This window comes from Paucibacter hankyongi (assembly GCF_037482915.1).
Taxonomy (GTDB): domain Bacteria; phylum Pseudomonadota; class Gammaproteobacteria; order Burkholderiales; family Burkholderiaceae_C; genus Paucibacter_A; species Paucibacter_A hankyongi.
Genome location: NZ_JBBHJX010000025.1, coordinates 15,375 through 32,069 on the forward strand (window position 1 = coordinate 15,375; position 16,695 = coordinate 32,069).

Annotated in this window: 13 protein-coding genes and 1 other RNA gene; 2 read left to right on the forward strand and 12 right to left on the reverse strand. The window is 61.7% G+C overall.

Annotated features, from left to right (window positions below; translation table 11 throughout):
* Nucleotides 1-6 precede the first annotated feature (6 nt).
* The 5 genes from msrP to WG899_RS21420 all read right to left on the reverse strand — a co-directional run bounded on the left by msrP (nt 7) and on the right by WG899_RS21420 (nt 6,307).
* Nucleotides 7-1,005 carry a protein-methionine-sulfoxide reductase catalytic subunit MsrP gene (msrP, locus tag WG899_RS21400; RefSeq protein WP_339597695.1) on the reverse strand — a complete coding sequence of 333 codons (999 nt, stop codon included), beginning with the start codon at nt 1,003-1,005 and terminating at the stop codon, nt 7-9.
* Nucleotides 1,006-1,153: 148 nt separating this feature from the next.
* A complete protein-coding gene (locus tag WG899_RS21405) occupies nt 1,154-1,987 on the reverse strand; it encodes a substrate-binding periplasmic protein (RefSeq protein WP_339597696.1) in 834 nt (277 codons plus the stop codon).
* Nucleotides 1,988-2,018: 31 nt separating this feature from the next.
* Nucleotides 2,019-3,413, reverse strand: a complete 1,395-nt coding sequence (gene ccsB / locus WG899_RS21410) for a c-type cytochrome biogenesis protein CcsB (protein WP_339597697.1) — start codon at nt 3,411-3,413, stop codon at nt 2,019-2,021.
* A complete protein-coding gene (locus tag WG899_RS21415; RefSeq protein WP_339597715.1) occupies nt 3,410-5,470 on the reverse strand; it encodes a cytochrome c biogenesis protein ResB in 2,061 nt (686 codons plus the stop codon). The genes ccsB and WG899_RS21415 overlap by 4 nt, the downstream gene beginning before the upstream one ends.
* 213 nt (nt 5,471-5,683) lie before the next feature.
* Nucleotides 5,684-6,307, reverse strand: a complete 624-nt coding sequence (locus WG899_RS21420) for a c-type cytochrome (protein WP_339597698.1) — start codon at nt 6,305-6,307, stop codon at nt 5,684-5,686.
* A gap of 68 nt (nt 6,308-6,375) precedes the next feature.
* Here WG899_RS21420 and yihA point away from each other — a divergent pair, with 68 nt between their 5' ends.
* Both yihA and WG899_RS21430 read left to right on the forward strand, forming a co-directional pair.
* Nucleotides 6,376-7,191, forward strand: coding sequence for a ribosome biogenesis GTP-binding protein YihA/YsxC (gene yihA, locus WG899_RS21425; protein WP_339597699.1), 816 nt, complete (start codon nt 6,376-6,378; stop codon nt 7,189-7,191).
* A gap of 56 nt (nt 7,192-7,247) precedes the next feature.
* Nucleotides 7,248-8,135: an alpha/beta fold hydrolase gene (locus tag WG899_RS21430; RefSeq protein WP_339597700.1), complete on the forward strand. Its 888-nt coding sequence runs from the start codon at nt 7,248-7,250 to the stop codon at nt 8,133-8,135.
* On the opposite strand, the gene WG899_RS21435 is transcribed toward WG899_RS21430, so the two are convergent.
* From WG899_RS21435 to WG899_RS21465, 7 genes are all read right to left on the reverse strand, one after another.
* Nucleotides 8,136-10,145: a DUF1631 family protein gene (locus WG899_RS21435; RefSeq protein WP_339597701.1), complete on the reverse strand. Its 2,010-nt coding sequence runs from the start codon at nt 10,143-10,145 to the stop codon at nt 8,136-8,138.
* A gap of 211 nt (nt 10,146-10,356) precedes the next feature.
* Nucleotides 10,357-12,006 carry a chaperonin GroEL gene (groL, locus tag WG899_RS21440; RefSeq protein WP_339597702.1) on the reverse strand — a complete coding sequence of 550 codons (1,650 nt, stop codon included), beginning with the start codon at nt 12,004-12,006 and terminating at the stop codon, nt 10,357-10,359.
* A 58-nt stretch (nt 12,007-12,064) separates the two neighbouring features.
* A non-coding RNA gene (locus WG899_RS21445) (sX9 sRNA) lies at nt 12,065-12,138 on the reverse strand.
* A 48-nt stretch (nt 12,139-12,186) separates the two neighbouring features.
* Entirely contained in the window at nt 12,187-12,477 is a 291-nt protein-coding gene (gene groES / locus WG899_RS21450) for a co-chaperone GroES (protein WP_263540526.1), read from the reverse strand.
* A gap of 213 nt (nt 12,478-12,690) precedes the next feature.
* Complete coding sequence (locus WG899_RS21455; protein WP_339597703.1) at nt 12,691-14,781, reverse strand: ATPase, T2SS/T4P/T4SS family; 2,091 nt, start codon at nt 14,779-14,781, stop codon at nt 12,691-12,693.
* Nucleotides 14,782-14,854: 73 nt separating this feature from the next.
* A complete protein-coding gene (locus WG899_RS21460) occupies nt 14,855-16,207 on the reverse strand; it encodes a hypothetical protein (protein ID WP_339597704.1) in 1,353 nt (450 codons plus the stop codon).
* On the reverse strand, nt 16,204-16,632 hold the full coding sequence (locus tag WG899_RS21465; protein WP_339597705.1) for a hypothetical protein: 429 nt from the start codon (nt 16,630-16,632) through the stop codon (nt 16,204-16,206). The genes WG899_RS21460 and WG899_RS21465 overlap by 4 nt, the downstream gene beginning before the upstream one ends.
* Between the last annotated feature and the right edge of the window lie 63 nt (nt 16,633-16,695).

Here is a 16,695-nt window from a genome sequence, read left to right on the forward strand (position 1 = left end):
CTCGAATCAGTAGTTCTTCTTCAGGTCCATGCCGGCGTAGAGCTGCCCGACCTGGGCCTCGTAGCCGTTGAACATCAGCGTCGGGCGCTTTTTGGCAAACAGGCCGTCTTCGCCGATGCGGCGCTCACTGGCCTGGCTCCAGCGCGGGTGGTCAACCTGCGGGTTGACGTTGGAGTAGAAACCGTACTCTTGCTGTGCGGCCTTGGTCCAACTGCTGACGGGTTGCTTTTCGACGAAGCGGATTTTGACGATGGACTTGGCCGATTTGAAGCCGTACTTCCAGGGCACGACCAGGCGTACCGGTGCGCCGTTTTGATTGGGCAAGACCTCGCCATACATGCCAAAGCTCAGCAGGGTCAGCGGGTGCATGGCCTCGTCGATGCGCAGGCCTTCGACATAAGGCCAGTCCAGCGAACCATTGCGCAGGCCAGGCATCTGACTCTTGTCGGCCAGGGTGGTGAACTCGACGAACTTGGCCTTGGACGTGGGCTCCACCTTCTTGATCAGCTCGGCCAGCGAGTAGCCTACCCAGGGAATCACCATCGACCAGCCCTCGACGCAGCGCAGTCGGTAGATACGCTCCTCCATCGGGCTGAGTTTGAGCAGGCTGTCGAGGTCGAAGACCATGGGTTTGCCGACCTCGCCCTCGACGCTGACGGTCCAGGGGCGGGTCCTCAGTGTGCCGGCGGTGCGCGCGGGGTCGGCCTTGTCGGTGCCGAATTCGTAGAAGTTGTTGTAGCTGCTGGCGTCTTGGTAACGGGTGGGCTTGTCCATCGTCATGGCCCCGGCGACTGCGCTGCGAGCCCCTTGCAACTGGGCCAGCTTGCCGCCGCCCGTCACTTGGGCCAATGCCTCTCGGCCGGCCCATGTGGCCAAGGCGGTGCCCGCTCCGCTAGCAGCCAGTACTTGCAGCCATTGCCGGCGCCGCAAATAGACTTCTTGTGGAGTGATGTCGGAGCTCTGGATTTGGGATCCGAAAGCGGAATGAAGCTCAGCACGGCGCATGGCAGCCTTTGGTGGTCGAGTTGCAATGACTGTCAGTCGTGACAGCAGGGCCAAAGCTTACGGCTTGCTAGAAATTTCCGCTCAGCGCGGGCTTTTCATAGGGGGCAGAAAACGCCAAGTCTCTCGATGGCGCCAGACGCGCCAGGGTTTATGGCCCCTCCTTCCAACCCATCGGGCATGACACCGACTTCATCAGGGCGGCATGCTCGCCGCTGTCTTTGAGGCGCTTGAGACCGCGATTGAAGTCGGCCAGCAACCCCGCGCTGCGAGGGCGTTGCGGAGGCAGGATCAGATGGGTGGTGAAGCTATCGGTCAGTGCGCGCGGGTAGGCGGCGAGCTTTGCGGCTTCGCTGGGCTTGAAGTGCCGGCTCAAGAGGTCGCACGCGACATTGCGCTCCATGGGCATGGCGTCCATTCGCCCCAGCAGCATTTTGCGCAAGCCGGCCAGATCCGTGGGCGTGGCGTCGCCCTTGATCGAGCCGCTTTTGATCAAGTCCCAGAATTCGGGTGTGTAGGTGTAGTCGCGAATGAAGCCGAGGGAGTAGGCCTTCAGGTCCTTTATTTCGCGCCATTGCAGCGGCACGGATCGACGGTGCACGATCAGCCATTGCTCGGTCAAGACGTTGTCGCTGAGCAGGAAGTCGCGCCGTCTCTCGGCGGATGCGCCCCAGTAGGCCGAGGCGTCGAAATGCCCGGCCTTGGTTTCCTGCTGGGCTCTCGGCCAGGGCAGAAAGTGGTACTCCACTTCATGGCCGGAGAGCGCAAACGCGCGGCGCACGATTTCCAGTGCAATGCCCTGGTCCGCGCGCGACTGCGTTGCATAGGGCGGCAATTCGCCGGTGGCGATTTGCAAGGGCGCGGCCTGGGTTGCCAGGCCGATCAGGGCACTCAACGCGAGTAAAAACCTGACCAAGCAGCGGGCCGAGATTCGCAAGGTCGCCGGGTAAGAATGGCTTTGGGCGGCCTGGTGCGAGAGTTGCATGAGCCGCTTGAGTGTCCGCTTGAATATCGGTTTACAGCGTGCCGTAGGAGTGCAGACCGGACAGGAACATATTCACGCCCAGGAAGGCGAAGGTGGTGATCACCAAGCCGCACAAAGCCCACCAGGCCGAGACCATGCCGCGCAGGCCTTTCATCAGGCGCATATGCAGCCAGGCCGCATAGTTCAGCCAGACGATCAAGGCCCAGGTTTCCTTCGGGTCCCAGCTCCAATAACCTCCCCAGGCCTCGGCAGCCCAGAAGGCGCCCAGGATGGTGGCGATGGTGAAGAAGGCAAAGCCCAGGGCGATGGACTTGTACATCAGGTCTTCCAGCGTCGTCAGAGCCGGCAGACGAGCGGTCAAAGGCTTGCGCAAGGCCACGCAGATGCCGAAGAACACCAACAGCCCCGTCATCTTGCGGGCCCAGCCGTCCAGACCCTGGATGGTTTCTGGCGGCAAACCGGCGGCGAAAAAGCGCGCCGCCAAGATGGCCGCAATCAGGCCGACCGGCAGGCCGATCAGACCAATCAACAGCGCGCGCTGCGAGGCGGTCTTGAGCAGATAGGCCATGGCCACCATGGCGGCCAGCGCGAAGGTGCCGTAGCCGACGAAGTTGGCCGGCACGTGAATCTTCATCCACCAGCTTTGCAGGGCCGGCACCAGCGGTTGGATCTCATGCGCCTCGCGCGCCACCGTGTACCAAAGCAGGAAGCTCACCGCCGCGGTGATCACCAGCAGCACATAGGCGCCGAGCGCACGGGTCTTGAAACGGGCCTCGTAGTAGAGGTAGAACAGCGCCGTCATCCAGCAAAACAGCACGAACACTTCGTAGAGATTGCTGACCGGGATGTGCCCGATGTCGGGGGCGATCTGATGGCTTTCGAACCAGCGCACCATGGTGCCGATCAGGGCCATGAAGACGGCGCCCCAGGCCAGCCGCGAACCGATTGCCTCGGCCACGCTGTTTTCGCCGCTCTTGGCGAAGAAACCACCCCAGTAGAACAGCGTGCTCATGAAAAACAGCAGGCTCATCCACAGAATGGCGCTCTGGCTGGAGAGGGCGTACTTGAGCAGGAAGACCTTGTCGGCCGCGGCCAGGTCGGCACCGAATGCATCGGTGTTCTGCCCATACAGATTGATGGCCAAGAGGCTGGCTGCGCCAGCGGCCAGCACCAGAATGCGCAGCGGTCGCCAGAACCAACCGAGGGCGATCAATGCCGGCATGGCGAAGATCAGAATGCCTTCTTCGTAGCCGTCCATCGATGCGCCGTAGCGCGAGAAGGCGAACAAGCCGCCGGCAATGATCAAGGCGGCGAACAGCCAGTCAAAGAGGTCACGGCTGGCGAAATAGCCGCGCCGCCCAATGAGAATGCTGGCGCTCGCAGTGCTGCTGGTGTTGGGGCTGACGGTGCTGCTGGCGGAATTCATACGCCTTCCTTCAAAAGATCAAGCTTGAGTTGCTCAAATTCGGTGCCCGTATCGGGCGTTTCACGGGTGCTGGACAAAGCCATTCGAACGCGGGTGGCTTCGATTTGGCCTGGCGCGGGCTCTAACCAAATCCACAAGCGGCGCTCCTTGATGTAGAGCATCGCAAACACGCCGATGATGAGCAGCACGGCGCCAAGATATACGAGTTTCTGTCCCGGTGCTCGCGCCACCTGAAAGACACTGGCCTGAACCTGCTTGAAATCGTCCAACTGCAGCAGCACCGGTGCCGGGTAGAACATGCTGTCCGACAGCGCCAGTACCGACTGCGTCATGAAGGACTGGGTGGCTGCATCCGGTGTGGGGACGGCTAACTTGGCCTGTTCACGGCCCAATTTATAGAGCTCGAACAAGCTGCCATTGAGGATGCGCAAGAGCACCTCGGAGACGCGCTGCCGCTCCGCCTCCGGCACCTCGGCCTCGATGAATTGCGACAGCGCCGGCAAACCGCCGGTGATGGGCGTGGTCTTGTCGTCTGGCTTGATGCCCTCGGCGCCGGCAAACAGAGCCAGCGCGCGGCGGGCGGTGGCCTGCAGCTGTGGCGTCATCTGCGGTTTGTCGTTCGGCGTGGCGGCCTCGGCGTAGCGGCGCGCGGCGCGCTCACGCAGGGCCTTGTCCATCAGACCGTCACGCAGGCGCAGCCAGCCGTCCATACTTTGCTGATCATCGGCCGGAATGCGCAGGTAGCGGAAGGCCTCGGTCGCGCTTTCGCGTACGCCGGCCAGGAAGACCCGTTGGCCATCCAACTCGACCGGCACCATATAGTTGTTGAACTCGCGCGCCTGGCCGGCGGCGTCGCGCAAGCGGTAGCTGAAGGACGGGCCGACATTGTGCAAGGCCTTGTCGCCCTTGGGCTTGGCGCCGCTGCCCAGGTGGTTTTGCAGCGAGTCAACCAGATCCACCTTGCGCACATCGGTGCCTCCGGCACCGTTGGGGTTGCCGCCCAGGTTTTCCACGTTGATGACCCGCAGGCCGGCGAATTCAAGCGTTAGCTTTTGGGTCTCGCTCTTCAGTTCGGTGTTGCTGCCGACCTTGCCTTCGATGGCGAATGAGGAACCGCCGGGGGCATCGGCGCGACCCATGGGCCGCGCGGTGAGCTTCAAGTCGGAGCCGCCGTCCTCGAAGCTGCTCTGGTAAATCGCCACGCCGCGGTGGATGAGGGGCTCGTTGACCTTGATCTTGGCTTCGGTGATGGCGCCGCTTTCATGGTCTCGGATGCTGACATCGCTGGCGAACAGCTTGGGCATGCCGGTGTCGTAGTACTCGACGATGAACTTCTTCAGTTCCACATCAAAGGGCAGGTCCTGCAGCACCACGCCGTTGGGCATGGACAAAATGGCCGTGGCGGCGCGCCCGCCCTCGGGCACCATCAAGTTGCCGCGAAAGCTCGGGTTGTTGGTGCTCAAGCGGTGCTCGGCCTTGACCTCGCTGATGAAACCGCCGCCTTGGTAAATGGTCTTGCCCTGTGCCCACATCAGGGCGCGCACCAGCAGGTCGCCGTCGAGTAGGCCGCCCAGGCAGATCAGCACGATGGCTGAATGCGCCGCCAGATAGCCGATCTTGTTGGCCGACCCCTTGCGGGCCGCCACCATCACGCCTCGTTCGCGGGCTTGCACCTTGGCCTTCCAGCCCTCTGCCGTCAAATAGGCGGCCACTTGGTTCAGCGCCGCTTCCGGGGCGACATTCAGATGCCCGAGCGCCTTGTGATGAAAGGCTTGCAGCGATTGCTCGCGGACATGCTCTTTGTAGTTTTTCAGATCATGAATGATCTTGGGGGCGTTGCGCGCAATACACAGACTGGTGGAGATGACCAAAAAGGCCAGGATCAACAAGAACCACCAGGCGCCGTAGACGGTGTAGAGGTCGAACTTGCCAAACACCTCGGCCCAGAAGGGGCCGAACTGGTTGACGTAGTTGTTCAGTGGTTCGCGTTGCTTGACCACGGTGCCGATGACGGAGGCGATGCAAATGACCGTCAACAGGGCGATGGCAAAGCGCATCGAGGACAGCAAATCGAGCAGTTCGCGGCCCCATTCACCCGCGGGCCGGGGGGACTCGGGCGGGGTGTTGCCCGGGGATTCGCAGATGGTGGGGGTGTCGGTGGACATCGGGATCTAGTGCGAGAACCAAGAAAAAAGGCCGGTGAATCTCACCGGCCTTTTTGAGGATATGTAGCCTGACGGCGGCTCGGCTTGAATAGTGCCGAGCAGGACTCAGCGCAGGCCGGCGATGTAGTCGGAGACAGCCTTGATCTCGCGGTCGTTCATCTTGGCGGCCACACCGGCCATCTGCGCGTTGTTGGCACGGGTGCCGGCGCGGAAGGCGTTCAGCTGCAACTCGGTGTAGTCGCTGTGTTGGCCGGCCAGACGTGGATACTGGGCGGGCAGACCGGCGCCAGAGGGGCTGTGGCAACCAGCGCAAGCGGGGATCTGACGGTCGGCAATGCCACCACGGTAGATCTTCTCACCCAGGGTGATCAGGTCCTTGTTCTTGGCAAATCCGGCCTTGGCGGTCTTCGAGGCGTAGAAGGCGGCGACGTTCTTGATGTCCTCGTCGGACAAGGTCGAAGCCATGCCCTTCATGACCGCGTTATTGCGGGCGCCGGACTTGAATTCGGTCAATTGCTTGGCCAAGTACTCGGGGTGCTGGCCTTGCAGGATGGGGTTGGCGGGGCTGCCGCGCGAGCCGTCTGCCGTGTGGCAGGCGGCGCAAACCTGGGCCGAAATGGCTTGACCCTTGGCCAGATCAGGCTTGGAAGAGGCCTTGGCCTCGTTGGCATTTGCGGCCGAAGCGGCAAGCAGGAGGCCCGACAACAGGAAAGCGGCAGTCTTAGTCATGAATTTATAGATTCGGTAAGCGCAACTTTAAGATTTTACAATGGCAATCCATTCAGCCAGAACACTTCATGACCAACACCTCTTCTGTGCCGCAGCATTCTGCGGAAATTGAGACATCGCCATCGGACAAGGTGGTGTTGGGATGGACCCACACGGCCCGTTTCTTGACAACGGCCAGCGAGTTGGTGCATCTGCCTGCGAGTGAGCTGCCCGAAATTGCTTTCGTGGGCCGCTCCAACGCCGGCAAGTCCACCGCGATCAACACCTTGGCTCAGCAAAAGCGCTTGGCTTTTGCCTCCAAAACACCTGGTCGGACGCAGCATATCAATTTGTTTGAGCTCGGTCCCAAAGATGCCGCCAACGCCTGGTTCGCCGACCTGCCTGGTTATGGCTATGCCGCGGTGGCCAAGGCCGCCAAGCTGCGTTGGCAAAAGGTCATGGCCGACTATCTGGCGGTGCGGCGTAGCCTCTCGGGTGTGGTGCTGATGGTGGACTCGCGTCTGGGTCTGACCGATCTGGACAAGCAGTTGCTGGAGTTCGTTGAGCCGCGCGTGCGCTCTGGCGAAGTCAAGCTGCTGGTCTTGTTGACCAAGGCCGACAAGCTCAATCGCAAGGACGCCGATGCCGCTTTGTTTGGCACCCGCGCCTATATGAAACAGCTGGAGACCGAGGCGTCGGACATCACCGTGACGCTGTTCTCGGCCCTGAAGAAACTCGGCGTCGCCAAGGTGGCGCAGACCCTGCATGCCTGGGTGCAGGCGGCGCGCGTGGTGACCGAAGCGGAATTCAATGCCGCTGCAGTTGCGGCTGCCGTGGCTGCCGAAGCCCAGGGCACAAATGTCGAGGCAAATCCAAACTCCGCAACTCCGCTGTCACCGGTATGACACGCTGAGCCCTCGTGCCGCCCGGATACTGGGCGGCTGAAAAGGAAGGGTGGTGGATGCAAATAGACAGCTTTGATGTGCTGCTGCCCCATGGCATCAGCCTGTCTTGCCGCGCTTGTGGCCCGGAAGGCGCGCCCCGGCTGTTGTTCTTGCACGGTTTTCCCGAGGGCGCCTTCATCTGGGACGAGGTGATGCTCAGCCTGGGGAAGCGTTACCGATGCCTAGCGCCGAATCTGCGCGGATTCGAGCATTCGAGTGCGCCCGTCGAGGTGGATGCTTATCGCGTCAAGCCTTTGATGCAGGACATCGCGGCCTTGATCGCCTGGGGTGGTACAGAGCCCTTGGCGGCGCTGGTGGCGCATGACTGGGGCGGCGCGCTGGCTTGGAATCTGGCCGTGCAAAGGCCCGATCTGATGCGCCGCTTGGTGATCATCAACTCGCCGCACCCGGCGACCTTTCTGCGCGAGTTGCAAAGCAACCCGGCTCAGCAAGCCGCCAGCGCCTATATGAACTTCTTGTGCCGGCCGGACGCTGAAGCACTGCTCGCTGCCAATGACTACGAGCGACTCTGGCCCTTCTTGACCCAGATGGGCGCGGCCACTTGGCTGGATGCGAGCACCCGGCAACGCTATCGCGCAATATGGGGCTGCGGTTTGCGTGGTCCTTTGAACTACTACCGTGCTTCGCCGCTGCGCCCGCCAACGGCTACGGATCGCTCGCTGATGACGCTCAGTTTTGCACCCGAATTCGTGACGGCGGCGCTGCCGACCTTGGTGATTTGGGGTGAGGCCGATACGGCCTTGCCGCCGGCGCTATTGGAGGGTTTGGATCAGTTCGTGCCGCAGATGCAGTTGCGCCGCGTGGCGGGTGCGACGCATTGGATCATTCACGAGCAGCCTCAGTTGATCTGCGAGGCGATCGAAGCCTTTGTGGCTTCGATCTGATTAGCCTTGCTGGGCGAGGTCCTGCATCAAGGTGTCGACGGCGCGTTGCAGCAGACTGGTTTCGTCCAGGGCGGTGATCAGGCCATTGGCCAGCAAACGTTCCAGGGCTGCGCGGGTCAATGAGTGCCGCTCGTCGGAGTCTTGGCCGACGAATAGGTAGTACTGCTGGTTGTCGCTGATCCATGCGATCTGCGCGGTCAGCCAGTCGCTTTGGATGAAGAGGTGGTACCAGCCGCCGATATGCAACGCGTCCATCCAGCCCTTGATGGCAGCCAGCGAGGCGCGCTGGTTGTCTTGGTCGTACAACTGCACCGGCACCGTTGGCAACTCGCCGCGGTCGACGCGGGTGTGAGCCCAATGCTCGGGCAGTTGCGACTCTCGCTCGTTCAACAAGCGCTGCAGCAATTCTTCCTGGCTCAGTTCGCGGGATCCGTTGGCGTCTGCCAGCGACTGCGGCACGGTGTCGCTTTCATCCAGTGCGCTCATGCCTCGCAGCAGTCGGCTGTGCTGCTGCATCAACTCCTGCATCACCGATTCACGTTTGTCAGCGGCTAGCGCGATGGCCTCGCAACCCGAGCGCAAGGCGTCGATCAGCGCCGGCAAGCGCTGGCGCAGTGCGTGGCGAGCGGGCTCGTCGATCGGCGTGTGCAGGCTCTCCAGCAACTCGTCGACCCATTCAATGCGGGCCATGGCCGCCTCGGACTCGCGGCCATGCAGCACCATGGCCTGCACGATCACCTCGGCCCATGCGGTTTGCAAGAACTGGCGCAGCCGAGGCCCCAACGGGGCATCAGCGGTCTGCGCCCTGAGTTGCTCGCGCAGCAGGTCCAGCCACTGCTTGCGCAACTGTTCGCGTTCTAGTGAGGCGAGGGCGGCGGCGCTGCGTTCGCTGCGCTGTTGCGCTTGCTTGCTGAGCATCTTGTCCACTCGGCTGAACGTCTGCTCGAACAGCATTGCGGTGGGCAAGGGGGCGTCAATCAGCCCCTGAACCTCAACGTCCATGCTGCGTAGAAAGCTTTGGAATTGCTCGTCATCGGCCCGCTCGAAGGCCATGCCATGTGCTGCCACCCGGTTCAGCAGGGCCCAAGTTGGATGGTCTTGGCGATGCAGCAAGCTGGAGTCATTGCGCGACAAGCGCACCACGGCAACCTGAAGCCGGGCCAACAAGGCTTTCAGCGGTGCTAACAAGCGCGGGTCGGCCAGGATTTGGTCGTAAAGCCGGCTCAACATATCGGGCCCGGCCTTGGCGATGAAGACCGGCGCCTGGCCCGATGCGCTGGCGCCAATGCCCTGCGGCCGCGTGTTGTGCTCCTGCACACGGCGCGCCAAACCGTCCAGCGTGGCCGGTTCACTGTGGCGGCTGGCCAGCGCAAAGCGGTGGGCGGCATTGGTGTCTTGGCTTCTGGACGCGTGGCTGGCCACCAACTGACTCAGCTCGGCCGCGCGTAGTCTGGCGCATAACTGGCCATAGATGCGGTGCAGGTCCTGGGCCATGGGGGTGGCGGCCACTTGCATCAACTCATAGCGGCGCTGTGGCTCCATCTCCGTACTGGACAAGGCCTGCAGCAAGGCTTGCGCAAACAGTGCAGGCCGGAGCGGGTTTTCGTTCTTGCGGGCGCGCGCAGTGCCGCGCAGCGCGGCAAAGAAATTGCCGAGTTGATGCAACTCGGGGCGAGATTGGTCTTCCACCGCCTGGATCACATGGGCAATGGCCACATCCTGCAGGGCCTGGCGCTCATCCACCAGGCGCAAAGAGTCCAGTCCGCCGGCGCTGCGCTGCTGCTGGAGCGGGTCGTGCCCTTGTCCTGCGCTTTGAATCAGGGGAATCAGGGCTGACTGGAAGTCCTGGCAAAAGCGGGCGCGCATGCGGCGCCAGCCTTCCAGCAGGGGGAAATATTGGGTGCGGGAGTCCAGCGCGGCTTGGATCGTGTTGAGCAAATGGCGGCTCAAGGCCGGCGCTTCGCTCAGCGCTTCGTCTAAAAGAGATTGCAGGGTCGGACGCGAGGACATGGAAAAGGCTTGGCCAGGGAGGCTTTGATTATCAATCGGCAGCACGGAGTGACCGCCAGCATGACATATTGAGCCCTGGCGGGACGAAAAAAAGGGGAGCCGCTTTCGCGACTCCCCTTTGCGTGAGAAAACTCTCACCGATCGGCATCTCAAGTGCCGAGCGATGGGGGCCGGGTCTTGCCGGTGAAGGCAAGTCCTGACCCCGCAGGCATTACATGCCCATATCGCCCATGCCACCCATGCCGCCCATGCCGCCAGGCATGCCACCGGCAGGAGCGTCGTCCTTCGGTGTTTCAGCGATCATGCACTCGGTGGTCAGCATCAGCGAAGCAACCGAAGCGGCGTTCTGCAGCGCAGTACGTGTCACCTTGGTCGGGTCCAGAATGCCCATTTCGATCATGTCACCGTAGGTGTCGTTGGCAGCGTTGAAGCCGTGGTTGCCCGAACCGGCCAACACAGCGTTCACGACCACCGAGGCTTCGCCACCGGCGTTGGCCACGATTTCGCGCAGAGGAGCTTCGATGGCCTTGAGCACCAGCTTGATGCCGGCGTCTTGGTCAGCGTTGTCGCCCTTGATGGCGCCAGCCGCTTGCTTGGCGCGCAGCAGAGCCACGCCACCACCGGCCACGATGCCTTCTTCCACAGCAGCGCGAGTGGCGTGCAGGGCGTCTTCAACGCGGGCCTTCTTTTCCTTCATTTCGACTTCGGTGGCAGCGCCAACCTTGATCAGTGCAACACCGCCGGCCAGCTTGGCCACGCGCTCTTGCAGCTTTTCACGGTCGTAGTCGCTGGTCGCTTCTTCGATCTGAATACGCACTTGCTTGACGCGAGCTTCGATGTCAGCTGCAGCGCCCAGGCCGTCGATGATGGTGGTGTTTTCCTTGCCCACTTCGACGCGCTTGGCTTGGCCCAGATCGGCCAAAGTGACCTTCTCCAGAGTCAGGCCGACTTCTTCGGCGATGACCTTGCCGCCAGTCAGGATGGCGATGTCTTCCAGCATGGCCTTGCGGCGGTCGCCGAAGCCAGGAGCCTTCACAGCCACAACCTTCAGGATGCCGCGGATGGTGTTGACCACCAGGGTCGCCAGCGCTTCGCCGTCCACATCTTCAGCAATGATCAGCAGCGGGCGGCCCGACTTGGCCACTTGCTCCAGCGTAGGCAGCAGGTCGCGGATGTTGGAGATCTTCTTGTCGTACAGCAGCACGAAAGGGTTGTCCAACAGAGCGGCTTGCTTCTCAGGGTTGTTGATGAAGTAAGGGCTCAGGTAGCCGCGGTCGAATTGCATACCTTCGACGACGTCCAACTCGTTGTCCAGCGACTTGCCGTCTTCGACGGTGATGACGCCTTCCTTGCCGACCTTGTCCATCGCGTCAGCAATGATCTTGCCGATCGACTCGTCGCTATTGGCCGAGATCGAGCCAACTTGAGCGATTTCCTTGGAAGTGGTGGTGGCCTTCGAAGCCTTCTTCAACTCGGCGACCAGGGCTGTCACAGCCTTGTCGATGCCGCGCTTCAGGTCCATCGGGTTCATACCGGCGGCCACGTACTTCATGCCTTCGCGCACGATGGCTTGAGCCAGCACGGTAGCTGTCGTGGTGCCGTCACCGGCGTTGTCAGAAGTCTTGGAAGCGACTTCCTTGACCATCTGCGCGCCCATGTTCTGCAGCTTGTCTTTCAGCTCGACTTCCTTGGCCACGGACACACCGTCCTTGGTCACGGTAGGCGCGCCGTACGAACGCTCCAGCACCACATTGCGGCCCTTAGGACCCAGGGTCACCTTGACCGCATTGGCCAAGATGTTCACGCCTTCAACCATGCGTGCGCGGGCTTCGCCGCCGAAAACTACGTCTTTTGCTGCCATGAAATTTCTCCAAATTCGTGAATAAGGACCACGCTTTTGCTTGCCCAATCAATGGTTGAGAAGAAAAGCGTAGCGAGCGGCGCTCTGGCTAGGCGGACGGAGCGGAGGAACCGGAGCGTGCTTGCTGCACGTGAGGATTCCGAGCACCGCCCAACGACGCCAGCGCGTCGCGCAGTAGCTTTACTTCTCGACCACAGCGAAGAGGTCTTCTTCGCGCATCACGAGGAGTTCATTGCCATCAACCTTGACGGTCTGGCCCGAGTACTTGCCGAACAGAACGCGGTCACCGACCTTGACGTTCAGGGCGATCAGGTCGCCACGGTCGTTGCGCTTGCCGTTACCGACGGCCAGCACTTCACCTTGGTCCGGCTTTTCAGCGGCGGCGTCAGGGATGAAGATGCCCGAGGCAGTCTTGGTTTCTTGTTCGAGGCGCTTAACGATCACGCGATCGTGCAGAGGACGCAGGTTCATCACATCTCCTAGAGAGTTTCGGGTCTTCGTTGGGCCGGGTGCTGGCGGGGCCAGTGAACCGGTCAGGGATATTCGAGACCTCGGACACCCGGTCCGGCCGGGTATCTTGGGTCGTTAGCACTCGATTGGCTTGAGTGCTAGCAATCGAATTATATGGGCGGGTGTGACGCTTTCAAGTCCTGTTCTTGGTTATTGAAGTCGTAGACAGACTATTCAGCGGTGAAGCACGGACTGTGCGCGCGAAATCAGCAACTCTGGCACAACCGGCTTGTGCAGAAAATCTGTTACGCCAAATGACTCGAGCAGGGCCAGGAAGTCCGATTCAGCCGGGTCCACCAGCAAGATCACCGGCAAGCCGGACCAGGCCAGTTCTCGACGCAGATTGCGGAGCATGTCTTCGGAGTCCCCTCCGGCTGCGGTATCCGCGATCAGCAATTGCACGTCCTGATTGGCCTCAAGGATGGCCCGTGCTCCGGAGCCGGTAGCCTCCCAGCGGGCTTGGTAGGCAGCATGCCCGAGCAGATCGACAAGCCGATTGCCCAAAGCGGGATCGGGTGTGACGACCAAGGCGGTCAGGGCCGTGGCAGATGAGTGATTGCTCGCTTGGGCGATTGCGTCCTGAATTGGCACACGCCGTTTACTGGAATGGCTCAAGGCAGTCCAGAAGGCCGTGCCAAGATTGGCATAGGCTTCTTCCGGCGTCGATTCACCCGAAACAATCCAATTCGCCGCATTGACCTGAATGCTTTGCCAGCCATCGGGTAGCGCTCCCACCAGTGTGGCGTTGTCAATCCTGTTCGCGAGAAAGGCTGCGCGCAGCCTGTCATTGACCTCGATGACCTCTGCGACGGGCAAGCGTCCGCTGTACCCGGTGTAATTGCATTCGGCACAGCCGACAGCCCGATATACCGGAGATTCGTCGGTCAGGTCGCGGAACAGTCGCTCCAACGGCGCCAGGGGCTCGACCACGGGCGCTCGGCAGTGCGTGCACAGCTTGCGCATAAGGCGTTGCGACATGACTCCAACCAGCGTATCAGCAAGGACCGTAGGTCGGACTCCCAATTCGACCAGGCGCGGTATGGCCCGCATGGCGTCCATGGTGTGCAGTGTTGCGAACACCAGGTGTCCGGTCAGTGCGGCATTGACCGCGATATCGGCAGTCTCCTTGTCGCGGATTTCGCCGATCAGGAGGATATCCGGGTCCTGGCGCAGGATGGCGCGCAGGGCTGTTTCGAAACCGAGGCCGGCCTGCGCGTTGACTTCGATCTGGGTGATGCCGGGAATTTGATACTCGACCGGTTCCTCGACTGTGATGATTCGACGGGAGACGTTATTGAGCGCGGCAAGCAGGGCATACAGCGTCGATGTCTTGCCGCTGCCGGTAGGCCCTGTGAGCAGGAATAGCCCATTGGCGCTGGCCGATATGCGGCGCAAAGCCATGCTGGTGGCGCTGGCGAAATGACTCTCCTGCAGACTGTAGACACGTGACGGATCGAGGATCCGGATAACCAGACTCTCGCCGCCAGTGGCCGGCAGGGAGGAAACACGCAGATCGTAGCTAAGATTGCCCAGCGTGACGCTGGCCCGACCATCCTGTGGCACTCGGCTATTGGTCGGATCCATCTTGCCTTGTGCCTTGAAGAAACGCAGCACCGCGTCGAGAATCTCGCCGGGCAGGGTGGCGATCCGATGCAAGACGCCATCGATGCGGAAGCGGACGACCCCGCCCCCGGCAAAGGGGTGGGCGTGGATGTCCGAGGCGCGGCCATCGATCGCCTTTTTTAAGAGTGCGCGGCAAAGGCGGGTAACCGGTGCGTTGTCGCCTATCGCCATGGCGACTTCGCGGTCATCCAGATCGAGCATTTTCAGCTTGTTCGACCGGTCTCCCGCGGCACCCTGGGCGTAAAGCAGGGTCATCCAGCTATCGATGTCGTGCGGTGGGGCGATCAGCCGTTCGATGTGCCGCGAGGAAACGAAAGCGGCTTCCTTGACTGCTTCGTCATCGGTCGGATCGGAGCAGACGATTGTCAGGGTCCGGTCATCGGCACTGACCGGCAGGATGCCATGGCGCCGCGCAATGCGGGCCGGCAGTACCTGGGCGAGGTGCTTGTTGATTTGTGACACGGATGCCCGCTTGAGAGCGAACCGGTCGGCCACCATCTGCGCCAGTTCGTGGGACGTCACGCCTGCCAGCGCGGCAACCAGTTCCCAACGCTCGCCGGGCGTTTCCGGCAGTTGAGTCTGCGGAGAAATATTGCGCGCCGGGTAGGCCTTGATTGCGAGATCGAGCAGCCAGTGGGTCATGGCATTTCTTTCATGAGGAGACCCTGCCGCGTCAGGCGACAGGAGTGCCTGGGCAACAATTTGGCCATGGTTGTCAGTCCCAGTGAACGAACAGCGCTGGGTTTACGGGGCACGCCGGTGAGTAGGCATCTCCCTTGTTGCCGGACGCGTCCAGATCGAAGCCGTTGCAGTTGTCGCCGGCGCAGCAATAGGTACACTGGAATGGCTTGGTATTGGAACGAGACGGATCGAAGGTTGTGCAGTCGTCCAACTGCGTACTCTGCCGCCAGTAATCCACCTTGCATTGCTCCGCCGGCATGCAGAGCCGCTCGACATCACGAGTGCCATCTGCCCGGTTGACGAGCTTGACGGCGGGAAAGCTGCCGGCCGGGCAGGTCACCGCGCCGTGAGGCGATGCCATCATCTCGCACATGCTGGGATCATTACCCGCGCAATCCACCGCCTTGTAGGGCAGCTTTTGCGCCAGCGTCGCTTCGGTGAAGGGGCTCAAAGCTGCGCCGCCGCGGCTGCACCCGGCTGGTTTGGGGGCCGCCGCAATCGTGGGCTGGTTGCCGTACATCGGGTCGCAAATGCGGGCGCCGTCCTTGATTCCGGCCATCGGCCGCTCAGGCGGACAGGCCTCCGTCGTCCGGTTGAAACAGATGTAAGGACCGCTCTTGGGCTGGTTGAAGCCTTCCGTAAATCCGCCGCGAACCAGAAACATCGGCTCGTACTCATCTGGCTTGCAACCCGGATTGCAGGCACCGCTGGCCGGATCGAGGACCAAACCCTTGGCGCAGACCTTGGGAACGCACTGCGAGCGGTCGGCGTTGAGTTGCTGGGCCGCGGTGCAGGACGGCGCCGGCGTCGCGACCGCGGGCGACTGCGTGACCGTGGTCGCAACGATCGTTGATGCCGGGTGACCGCTCTTGCATTGCCCGAGGAGCACGGTGAAAGTGGCGACAATGGCGGAATCACGCACCCACTGGTTGAAGGCGCCGATTCTCTGGAACTCGGCGGCTAACAGGCGCGTGCGTGCAACCCCTTCGGGTCCGATGCCTCCAAACTGCACGGTGAGCGGGGCCGCTTGATCATTGCCGGTGACACTCGTGAAATGAGTCAGTGCGGGCTTCCAGCGACTCGGATCAAGGGCCTTGATGCCATCGCCGACGATAGTTTCGATAAGGGCAGTTTCGGGATCTTTGTCGCGGCCGTTCCACGTGATTTTCCAGTTGCAGAGATCGCGACTGCTCTCCTGGGCGGCAATCTGCGCCTTCTCGCGCATGGCGTCGTATTCCACGAGAACATCGGCCAGATGTGCTCGCTCCACATAATCCCGATAAAACGGCAGGGCGATGGCAGCCAGAATGGCGATGATGGCGACTAAGAACGACAATTCGAGGATCGTGAAACCACGTTCTTGCTTGCGTGAGCCGTGGCAGATCATTGGGCACCTCCCGGCGCGGCGGCATTGGTCCAACTCCGGGAAACATGGCCGATCCGGCCATTGAGGGCATAGCGCGGCGGTGTAACCGCCGGATCAATCACTTGATAGCCGATGACCAGGGATAGCGCAGGAGCGGGTAGTTGCACGGGAAGTTCATTGTTGACCTTGACGTAGCGTTCCACGGAGTCGCGCGCCTCGCCGATGAGCAGCTCCAGCTCCTTACCAATCTCAGCATCGTTTGGCCCTTGTGGCCACAATTGCCAGCCCCACAGGAAGATGGCCGCAAGCCACGCCAGCACGCTCAAACTGACACCTATGAGGGGTCTGCGCGCCGCTGTCCCCTGGGAGCCCAGCGCATCCTCGCGCAACTTGTTCTGGGCACGGTCGACTAGTTGATTGATATCGTCGTTTTGCGGTGTACTCATGGGCGACCTCTTGTCAGTTGTTGCGACAGGCGTACATGGTTCGAACGGCAGCGTTTCAAGCAG

Excerpts from the sequence above, each read along its gene's own strand:
- msrP (WP_339597695.1), bottom strand. The coding sequence starts at position 1,005 with ATGCGCCGTGCTGAGCTTCATTCCGCTTTCGGATCCCAAATCCAGAGC.
- WG899_RS21405 (WP_339597696.1), bottom strand. The coding sequence starts at position 1,987 with ATGCAACTCTCGCACCAGGCCGCCCAAAGCCATTCTTACCCGGCGACC.
- ccsB (WP_339597697.1), bottom strand. The coding sequence starts at position 3,413 with ATGAATTCCGCCAGCAGCACCGTCAGCCCCAACACCAGCAGCACTGCG.
- WG899_RS21415 (WP_339597715.1), bottom strand. The coding sequence starts at position 5,470 with ATGCGCTTTGCCATCGCCCTGTTGACGGTCATTTGCATCGCCTCCGTC.
- WG899_RS21420 (WP_339597698.1), bottom strand. The coding sequence starts at position 6,307 with ATGACTAAGACTGCCGCTTTCCTGTTGTCGGGCCTCCTGCTTGCCGCT.
- yihA (WP_339597699.1), top strand. The coding sequence starts at position 6,376 with ATGACCAACACCTCTTCTGTGCCGCAGCATTCTGCGGAAATTGAGACA.
- WG899_RS21430 (WP_339597700.1), top strand. The coding sequence starts at position 7,248 with ATGCAAATAGACAGCTTTGATGTGCTGCTGCCCCATGGCATCAGCCTG.
- WG899_RS21435 (WP_339597701.1), bottom strand. The coding sequence starts at position 10,145 with ATGTCCTCGCGTCCGACCCTGCAATCTCTTTTAGACGAAGCGCTGAGC.
- groL (WP_339597702.1), bottom strand. The coding sequence starts at position 12,006 with ATGGCAGCAAAAGACGTAGTTTTCGGCGGCGAAGCCCGCGCACGCATG.
- groES (WP_263540526.1), bottom strand. The coding sequence starts at position 12,477 with ATGAACCTGCGTCCTCTGCACGATCGCGTGATCGTTAAGCGCCTCGAA.
- WG899_RS21455 (WP_339597703.1), bottom strand. The coding sequence starts at position 14,781 with ATGACCCACTGGCTGCTCGATCTCGCAATCAAGGCCTACCCGGCGCGC.
- WG899_RS21460 (WP_339597704.1), bottom strand. The coding sequence starts at position 16,207 with ATGATCTGCCACGGCTCACGCAAGCAAGAACGTGGTTTCACGATCCTC.
- WG899_RS21465 (WP_339597705.1), bottom strand. The coding sequence starts at position 16,632 with ATGAGTACACCGCAAAACGACGATATCAATCAACTAGTCGACCGTGCC.